The 6,168-nt window shown below is 71.5% G+C and carries 6 protein-coding genes; 4 read left to right on the forward strand and 2 right to left on the reverse strand.

Going from position 1 to position 6,168, the window contains the following annotated elements; translation table 11 throughout:
- Window positions 1-3: 3 nt before the first annotated feature.
- Complete coding sequence (locus tag AC07DS_RS45445; RefSeq protein ID WP_479154598.1) at window positions 4-549, forward strand: toxin-antitoxin system, toxin component; 546 nt, start codon at window positions 4-6, stop codon at window positions 547-549.
- Between the two features lie 288 nt (window positions 550-837).
- On the forward strand, window positions 838-1,065 hold the full coding sequence (locus AC07DS_RS45450; protein ID WP_145877786.1) for a hypothetical protein: 228 nt from the start codon (window positions 838-840) through the stop codon (window positions 1,063-1,065).
- Between the two features lie 24 nt (window positions 1,066-1,089).
- Here AC07DS_RS45450 and AC07DS_RS45455 read toward each other — a convergent pair whose 3' ends face one another.
- Window positions 1,090-1,770: a 4'-phosphopantetheinyl transferase family protein gene (locus AC07DS_RS45455; RefSeq protein ID WP_479154594.1), complete on the reverse strand. Its 681-nt coding sequence runs from the start codon at window positions 1,768-1,770 to the stop codon at window positions 1,090-1,092.
- The gene (locus tag AC07DS_RS45460) at window positions 1,718-2,623 is read right to left on the reverse strand and encodes a metallophosphoesterase family protein (RefSeq protein WP_479154595.1); all 906 of its coding nucleotides are present in this window, start codon (window positions 2,621-2,623) and stop codon (window positions 1,718-1,720) included. The genes AC07DS_RS45455 and AC07DS_RS45460 overlap by 53 nt, the downstream gene beginning before the upstream one ends.
- A gap of 270 nt (window positions 2,624-2,893) precedes the next feature.
- Between AC07DS_RS45460 and AC07DS_RS45465 the strand changes: the two genes are divergently transcribed.
- Together AC07DS_RS45465 and AC07DS_RS45470 are read left to right on the forward strand one after the other, a co-directional pair.
- Window positions 2,894-4,027, forward strand: a complete 1,134-nt coding sequence (locus AC07DS_RS45465) for an ATP-grasp domain-containing protein (RefSeq protein ID WP_479154596.1) — start codon at window positions 2,894-2,896, stop codon at window positions 4,025-4,027.
- A 135-nt stretch (window positions 4,028-4,162) separates the two neighbouring features.
- Window positions 4,163-5,851 (forward strand): carbohydrate binding domain-containing protein, encoded by a 1,689-nt coding sequence (locus AC07DS_RS45470; RefSeq protein WP_479154597.1) that lies wholly within the window; start codon window positions 4,163-4,165, stop codon window positions 5,849-5,851.
- Window positions 5,852-6,168 lie beyond the last annotated feature (317 nt).

Raw genomic sequence — 6,168 nt, forward strand, 5'->3', positions numbered from 1 at the left:
GACATGCGCCGGTTGTGCGCCGAGCTGGTCGGAGACCTCACCCTGCCCGCGCCGGCCCCGCCGCACGAGCTGTACGGCGCGTTGTGCGACACGATGAGCCGTCGCCGCGGCCGCCCCGTCCACTTCCGTACGGCCGCTTTCCCGCCCGGTACGGCCAGCGGGCTGTGGCTGGACATGGCCGATCGCGACCTGGTCGTCGTCGAACAACGCACCGCGCCTGCCCACCAGTTGGTCATCCTCGGTCACGAGCTGTGGCACATGCAGGCCGACCACTGCGGCCACCACCTCGACCATGCCGGAATCGGCGTCGCGACCCGGCTGCTGAGCGACGACACCGACCGGGCCTCGCTGCAGGCCACGATCCACCGCGTCGCCGCCCGCACCCGCTTCGACCAGTCGGAGGAGCGCGAGGCCGAGACCTTCGGTCTCCTCCTCGCCAGCAAGTGCCGCACCTGGCTGTCCGGTTCGGCCCTGCGCGGCCCGGGCCGCCGGGACGACGTGGCCGGCCGTATCGAGGCGTCACTCGGGTATCCGGGACCACAGGGCTGATCCGCCCGGCACCCCGCCACGAACCTCACGCCGCGCCGCGCTCGCCCGGCGCGCCCTGCTCCCGCCCCGGCGCGCAGCCGCCCGCACCGGGCGCGGTCGCGGCAGGCCGGCCACCCCTGCATCCAGGGGATTCCGGTGGCGTTTCGCCTCGGCTGAGCGGGCGAAACGAGGCAGAGCCGAACGGCGTTGTCAGTGGTGGACGGCAAGCTGGAGGTGTGCGCCGTGCGACTGCGGTGCACGGCGCCGCAGGGCGCGCGACCGTGACGCCGAACCGGGGAGAGCCGACCGATGCCCACCGCCGTACTGACCGACCGTGAGCGCACTGCCGTACAGGCCTATCTGAGGCTGCTGCACACCGTGCGCGCCGCCTTCGACGGCGCCGTGGACGGCGGCCGGCCCGTCATGGTGCCGCCCGCCGTGCTCGCCGAGGCGGACGGGGCCCTGGCCCGGGCGGGACTCGCGGGCAACGAGGAGGAGTTCTTCAGGCTGCTGCGCCACTGGTGCCCACCCGAGTGAACCGGCGACGGGCGGCCGTCCCGTTCAGCGGTGCGGAACGGTCACCGTCGTCAGCACGAGACCGTCCGCCACCAGCCAGCGGCCGTCGAACCCGGTCAGGCGTACGCCGTCCACCTCCGGCCCCGGGACGAGGAGCCGCGCGTGGAAGCGGCCGCGGGTGCCGGGTCCGGGTTCGGTGACCAGTTCGATGTCGGCCTCGGAGAAGTCCAGCCAGGCGCGGGCGAGGGGAAACCACGCCTTGTAGACGGACTCCTTGGCGCTGAACAGCACCCGGCCCCAGTGGACCCCGGGCCGGCCGGCGCACAGCTGACGGTGGCGATCCTGCTCGGCGGGCAGGGCGATGCTCTCGAACACACCCTCCGGCAGTGGTCCGTGGACCTCGCCGTCGATCCCGAGGGAGGCCAGATCCGCGGCGCGGACCAGTGCGGCGGCCCGGTATCCGTCGCAGTGGGTCATGCTGCCGAGCAGTCCGGCCGGCCAGCGGGGCGCACCGCGCTCGCCGGACAGCACGGGCTGCGGCGGCACGCCGAGCTTCTCCATGGCGCGCCGGGCACAGACCCGTACGGCGGCGAACTCCCGGCGGCGCTTGGTCACCGCCCGTTCCACGAGCCGGCGCTCCTCCGGGTACAGCGAGCTCTCCTGGTCCTCGTGGTCACCGAACGCTTCCACGGCCACCACCGACTCCGGGAGCAGCTCCTCGATCACCGGGTTCGACCTCCATCGGCAGGATGCGGCGCGGCTGCCCCGGGGGTACCGAGCGCTTGCGCCATTCACGGGGGTATCCCACGGACACCTCTTCGAAGCGGACACCCTCGTGCCAGGTGGTCCGCGGGATGTGCAGGTGTCCGTAGACCATGGTCTCGACCCGGAACCGGCGGTGCCAGTCGGCGGTGAGGGCGGTGCCGCACCACATGGCGAACTCCGGGTGCCAGAGCACGTCCATCGGGTGCCGGTCGAGCGGATAGTGGCCGGCGAGGACGGTGGGCAGGTCCGCGGGCAGCTCGGCGAGCCTGCGCTCGGTCTCGGCGACGCGGGCCCGGCACCAGTCCTCGCGGGTCGGGTAGGGGTCGGGGTGGAGCAGGTACTCGTCGTTGCAGACGATGCCGGTGCTCTCCGCGTAGGCCAGCCCCGCCTCCTTCGTGACGCAGCCGGCCGGCAGGAAGGAGTAGTCGTACAGCAGGAACAGCGGGGCGACGACGACCGGGCCGCCCGGGCCGTGCCAGACCGGGTACGGGTCCTCGGGTGTGGTCACGCCCAGTTCCCGGCACAGGGCGACGAGGTGCTCGTACCGGGCCACGCCGCGCAGGGTGACGGTGTCCCTCGGATGGGTCCACAGGTCGTGGTTGCCCGGCGCCCACAGGACCTTGCGGAAGCGGCCCGCGAGAGTGGCGAGCGTCCAGCGGATGTCCTCGACGGTCTCCGCGATGTCCCCGGCCACGATCAGCCAGTCGTCGTCCGTCCCGGGCCGCATGCGCTCGACGAGCGCGCGGTTCTCCGGATAGGAGATGTGCAGGTCACTGATGGCCAGCAGCTGTCCGGCCCCGGCCGTCGACTCCACCCCGCACCCCTTCCGATCATCCTGTCCGCACCACGACAACACATTTCACCGGCCGGGGACAAGGGGATCCCGAGCCGGTCGGGTCCCGCTGGACGAGCACTGGAAATCCGTAACATCCGCGTTGCACGCCGGGGCTCTTGAAAGCCGTATGATCGCCCCAACGCCGACGCCCTATTCCCCCTTCACTCAGGGCCGTTTGGTGACCCTTCCTCCCTCCTGCCCGGGCACGGGCCGCTGAGCCCTGCCCGAAAACCCTGAAAGGCGGCCTGCATGCTCTCTCGCGTACGCGTCTGGCTCAACCGCACGTACGCGGAGAACGTGTTCTTCATGGATCAGCTGCGGAGAAATCCCAGCGACCGTGCGGTCGAGATCCATGCCACGCACGGGGACGCCGACTCCCCCGTGCTGGCCGCCGCCGACACCGCCGACCTGGAGCCGGAGGGCCTGTCCCCGGCGGCGTACGTCGAGTACGCCCTCGACCAGTGCGCGCGGCGCGGCATCGACGTGTTCGTGCCCCGGCTGCACCAGGCGGCGATCGTGGCGCACCGCGCCGATTTCGCGGCGGTGGGCACGGCACTGCTGGCGCCGACCCCCGAGGCGGTGGCCGTGTTCGAGGACAAGGCGACCGCGTACGAGGCGGTCCGCTCGGTCGGCGTGCCGGTACCGCCGTGGTGGCGGGTGCGTACGGCTGACGAACTCGTCGCCGCGGTCGAGGAGTTGGAGGCTGCCGGGCACAAGGCCTGCTTCAAGCCGGCGGCCGGAGCGGGCGGGGTCGGTTTCCGCGTGATCACGCGCGCCCCCTTCTCCCTCATGCACCTCAACGGCTTCCCCGGCCCGCACGTCCAGCTGGATCTGGTCGTCGAAGCGCTGGAGCGGGCCGAGGAGGACGTGGACTGGCTGGTGATGCCGCGCCTGGAGCAGCCGGAGGTGTCCGTCGACTGTCTGACCGGTCCGGACAACCGGATCCGGATGGCCGTGGGCCGCACCAAGAACGGCCGCCGCCGGGGCTTCACGCTGCACGAGCAGTGGCTGGAGCCGGCCCGGCTGATCGCGGAGGGCTTCGGGCTGCACTACCTGTCCAACATCCAGTTCCGCATGTTCGGCGACCGTCCGGTGCTGCTGGACGTCAACACGAGGCCCGCGGGCGGGCTGCACCAGCTGTCCCTCTGCGGGGTGAACGCTCCTTGGACGGCCGTCCAGTTGGCGCTGGGCGAGGACCCGGGCGTGGTCGAGCCGCCGTTCCTGGGGCGGGACTACACGGTGGTGTCGGGGCCGCGCCCGCTGCGGCCGGTGTCGCTGCCGCAGCAGCGGGTGGAGGAGGCGGAGGTTCTGCTGCCGGCCGTACCGGCGCCCGCTCCCGAGGTCACCACCCAGGCCGGAGCGCCCGCCGCCGCCCCCGCGTGACCTCGACACCCACACCGGTCTGGACCAATCTCGGCGCTTCCTCTTGACACCCCGATTGGTCCATACCAACTTGGTTGGCGCACCCCCCACTCCCCTGCACACTCCCGAACACCCCATTCCCCACAGGGAGATCGCGTGCGCCACACACTCAGACGTTCCAGACGTCGGCTCCTCGCCCTCCTCGGCACCGCCGCCCTCGCGCTCGGCGGCGCCATCGCCCTCCCCGGCACCGCTCAGGCCGCCAACATCCTCACCAACCCCGGCTTCGAGTCGGGCAGCCTCTCCCCCTGGAGCTGCACCGGCAACCTCGGCTCCGTCGTCTCCTCCCCCGTGCACGGCGGTTCCAAGGCCCTGCAGGGCGCGGTGACCTCGAGCGACAACGCGCAGTGCAGCCAGACCGTCGCGGTCCAGCCGAACACGACGTACAGCCTCAGCGGTTGGGTCCGAGGCTCGTACGTGTACCTCGGCGTCAACGGCGGCGCGTCCACCTGGACGACGTCCCCGTCCGCCTACAGCCAGCTCAGTGTTTCGTTCACGACCGGTGCATCGCAGACCAGCGCCACCATCTATGTGCACGGCTGGTACGCGCAGGGCAGCTACTACGCCGACGACATCAGCCTGGACGGCCCGGGCGGCGGTGGAGGCGGCGGGGACACCCAGGCGCCGACCGCACCCAGCGGGCTCACCTCGACCGGCAAGACCTCGTCGAGCGTGTCGCTCCAGTGGAACGCCTCCTCGGACAACGTGGGCGTGACGGCGTACGACGTCTACAGCGGCTCCAACCAGGTGCTCAGTGTGTCCGGCACGTCCGCCACGGTCGGCGGGCTGTCGCCGAGCACGGCCTACACCTTCACGGTCAAGGCGCGGGACGCGGCCGGGAACACCTCCGGGGCCTCCAACTCCCTCTCCGTCACCACGGACGCGGGCAGCGGCGGCGGCACCGGCTTCAAGCAGGCTGCGCCGTACCTGTACGAGGGCTGGGGCGATCCGCCGAACCCGAGCACGGTGATGAGCGCGACCGGCGTCAAGTGGTTCACGATGGCGTTCGTGCTGGACTCGGGCGGGTGCACCCCGGCCTGGGACGGCAGCCGGGCGCTGACCGGCGGTGTCGACCAGACCGCCGTCAACCAGATCCGCTCGGCGGGCGGTGACATCGTCCCGTCGTTCGGCGGCTGGCAGGGCAGCAAGCTGGGCGCCAACTGCTCCTCGTCGAGCGCGCTCGCCGGAGCCATCCAGAGGGTGATCGACGCCTACTCGCTCAAGGCGATCGACATGGACATCGAGAACACGGACGAGTTCGAGAACGAGGCCGTCCAGGCGAAGATCCTCACCGCCCTGAAGACGGTCAAGGCCAACAACCCCGGCCTGAAGACCATCGTCACCTTCGGCACCTCGACCACCGGCCCGACCTACTACGGCAACCGGCTGATCGAGCAGGCGCAGTCGCTCGGCGCCGGCATCGACGTCTTCACGATCATGCCGTTCGACTTCGGCGGCGGCTCCGACATGTACGGCAACACGGTCAACGCGGCCGAGGGGCTGAAGAACAAGCTGAAGTCCACCTTCGGCTGGGACGACGCGACCGCCTACTCCCACATCGGCATCTCCGGCATGAACGGCCTGTCCGACCAGCAGGAGAACACCACCCCGGCGATCTGGACCCAGATCCGCGACTGGGCGAACTCGCACCACATCGCCCGGCTCGCCTACTGGTCGGTCAACCGCGACCGGCCGTGCCCCGGCGGTGGCGTGGTGAGCAACTGCTCCGGCATCAGCCAGAACACCTGGCAGTTCACCTCGATCACGGCCGGGTTCACCGGCTGAGCACGGCACCGGAACGGCCCGAATCCCCCGGCTCGGGAGCCGGGGGATTTTTTTTCCGGCCGGGGGTGTATCAGGCGGCGACCTGCCCGCTCTACATACAGGAACGGGAAACACGGGGGATCCACGGGGGAAGCACCAACGGGGGAACGGGGGATCGGGGGGGGGGGGGGGGGGGGGGGGGGGGGGGGGGGGGGGGAGAGGGAGGGGGGGGGGGGGGGGGGGGGGGGGTGTGAATCGTGGAATCCGCGGTGCCGGTAGTGGACGGCCAAGCCGGACAGGGTAAGGGGGGTGTCGGGGCCGGCGTCGGTGACGGCGAG

The organism is Streptomyces sp. NPDC044064 (assembly GCF_056434245.1).